The organism is Streptomyces sp. NPDC059499 (assembly GCF_042749285.1).
GTDB lineage: Bacteria > Actinomycetota > Actinomycetes > Streptomycetales > Streptomycetaceae > Streptomyces.
Window position 1 is genome coordinate 2,871 of record NZ_JBHYTT010000037.1, and the last position, 2,501, is coordinate 5,371.

At 55.7% G+C, this 2,501-nt stretch carries 1 rRNA gene (only partly in view); it reads left to right on the forward strand.

From position 1 onward, the window contains the following. Positions 1-2,479 (forward strand): 23S ribosomal RNA (locus ACFW9O_RS36555) (it extends 727 nt beyond the left edge of the window). Positions 2,480-2,501: the final 22 nt, after the last annotated feature.

The window sequence follows — 2,501 nt, forward strand, 5'->3', positions numbered from 1 at the left end:
GTGCGTCGTGACTGCGTGCCTTTTGAAGAATGAGCCTGCGAGTTTGCGGTGTGTTGCGAGGTTAACCCGTGTGGGGAAGCCGTAGCGAAAGCGAGTCCGAATAGGGCGATTTAGTAGCGCGCTCAAGACCCGAAGCGGAGTGATCTAGCCATGGGCAGGTTGAAGCGGAGGTAAGACTTCGTGGAGGACCGAACCCACCAGGGTTGAAAACCTGGGGGATGACCTGTGGTTAGGGGTGAAAGGCCAATCAAACTCCGTGATAGCTGGTTCTCCCCGAAATGCATTTAGGTGCAGCGTCGTGTGTTTCTTGCCGGAGGTAGAGCACTGGATAGGCGATGGGCCCTACCGGGTTACTGACCTTAGCCAAACTCCGAATGCCGGTAAGTGAGAGCACGGCAGTGAGACTGTGGGGGATAAGCTCCATGGTCGAGAGGGAAACAGCCCAGAGCATCGACTAAGGCCCCTAAGCGTACGCTAAGTGGGAAAGGATGTGGAGTCGCAGAGACAACCAGGAGGTTGGCTTAGAAGCAGCCACCCTTGAAAGAGTGCGTAATAGCTCACTGGTCAAGTGATTCCGCGCCGACAATGTAGCGGGGCTCAAGCGTACCGCCGAAGTCGTGTCATTCATACACATATCCCCAACGGGAGTATGGATGGGTAGGGGAGCGTCGTGTGCCGGGTGAAGCAGCCGCGGAAGCGAGTTGTGGACGGTTCACGAGTGAGAATGCAGGCATGAGTAGCGATACACACGTGAGAAACGTGTGCGCCGATTGACTAAGGGTTCCTGGGTCAAGCTGATCTGCCCAGGGTAAGTCGGGACCTAAGGCGAGGCCGACAGGCGTAGTCGATGGACAACCGGTTGATATTCCGGTACCCGCTTTGAAACGCCCAATACTGAATCAGGCGATGCTAAGTCCGTGAAGCCGGCCCGATCTCTTCGGAGTTGAGGGTAGTGGTGGAGCCGATGAACCAGACTTGTACTAGGTAAGCGATGGGGTGACGCAGGAAGGTAGTCCAACCCGGGCGGTGGTAGTTCCCGGGGTAAGGGTGTAGGCCGTGTGATAGGCAAATCCGTCACACATTAAGGCTGAGACCTGATGCCGAGCCGATTGTGGTGAAGTGGATGATCCTATGCTGTCGAGAAAAGCCTCTAGCGAGTTTCATGGCGGCCCGTACCCTAAACCGACTCAGGTAGTCAGGTAGAGAATACCGAGGCGTTCGGGTGAACTATGGTTAAGGAACTCGGCAAAATGCCCCCGTAACTTCGGGAGAAGGGGGGCCATCACTGGTGATTGGATTTACTCCATGAGCTGGGGGTGGCCGCAGAGACCAGCGAGAAGCGACTGTTTACTAAAAACACAGGTCCGTGCGAAGCCGTAAGGCGATGTATACGGACTGACGCCTGCCCGGTGCTGGAACGTTAAGGGGACCGGTTAGTGCACTTTCGGGTGTGCGAAGCTGAGAACTTAAGCGCCAGTAAACGGCGGTGGTAACTATAACCATCCTAAGGTAGCGAAATTCCTTGTCGGGTAAGTTCCGACCTGCACGAATGGCGTAACGACTTCTCGACTGTCTCAACCATAGGCCCGGTGAAATTGCACTACGAGTAAAGATGCTCGTTTCGCGCAGCAGGACGGAAAGACCCCGGGACCTTTACTATAGTTTGATATTGGTGTTCGGTTCGGCTTGTGTAGGATAGGTGGGAGACTTTGAAGCAGCCACGCCAGTGGTTGTGGAGTCGTCGTTGAAATACCACTCTGGTCGTGCTGGATGTCTAACCTAGGTCCGTGATCCGGATCAGGGACAGTGTCTGATGGGTAGTTTAACTGGGGCGGTTGCCTCCTAAAGAGTAACGGAGGCGCCCAAAGGTTCCCTCAGCCTGGTTGGCAATCAGGTGTTGAGTGTAAGTGCACAAGGGAGCTTGACTGTGAGACCGACGGGTCGAGCAGGGACGAAAGTCGGGACTAGTGATCCGGCAGTGGCTTGTGGAAGCGCTGTCGCTCAACGGATAAAAGGTACCCCGGGGATAACAGGCTGATCTTCCCCAAGAGTCCATATCGACGGGATGGTTTGGCACCTCGATGTCGGCTCGTCGCATCCTGGGGCTGGAGTCGGTCCCAAGGGTTGGGCTGTTCGCCCATTAAAGCGGTACGCGAGCTGGGTTTAGAACGTCGTGAGACAGTTCGGTCCCTATCCGCTGTGCGCGTAGGAATATTGAGAAGGGCTGTCCCTAGTACGAGAGGACCGGGACGGACGAACCTCTGGTGTGCCAGTTGTCCTGCCAAGGGCATGGCTGGTTGGCTACGTTCGGAAAGGATAACCGCTGAAAGCATCTAAGCGGGAAGCCTGCTTCGAGATGAGTATTCCCACCACCTTGAGTGGTTAAGGCTCCCAGTAGACGACTGGGTTGATAGGCCAGATGTGGAAGCCCGGTAACGGGTGGAGCTGACTGGTACTAATAGGCCGAGGGCTTGTCCTCAGTTGCTCGCGTCCACTGTGTT